Raw genomic sequence first — 201 nt, 5'->3', positions numbered from 1 at the left:
CGTCCGCAGGCCAGTTTGAATGCCGGATCGGACCTCAGATGATCGAGGTCGTCGGCGTCCTCGTAGCCGCAGCAGATCGCGAACATGCGAGCGCGGAGCATATCGACCAGGCTGTGCACGACCCGCGTCGGATCGCGCCGATCCGGGAACACCCGGGCCAGATTGTTGGCCAAACCGAGACGCCGCTCGGCCATCGCCAGA

Annotated in this window: 1 protein-coding gene; it reads right to left on the bottom strand. The window is 65.7% G+C overall.

What is annotated here, in order from left to right; translation table 11 throughout:
• The coding region (locus tag QJT78_RS53495) for a transposase (protein ID WP_281461042.1) at positions 1-201 on the bottom strand (201 nt) is incomplete at both ends.

Source organism: Bradyrhizobium sp. Mp27 (genome assembly GCF_029953005.1).
In the GTDB taxonomy this organism is placed as follows: Bacteria; Pseudomonadota; Alphaproteobacteria; order Rhizobiales; family Xanthobacteraceae; genus Bradyrhizobium; species Bradyrhizobium barranii.
The sequence above is the reverse complement of the archived record's forward strand: the minus strand, read 5'-3'. Positions and strand labels throughout refer to the sequence as shown.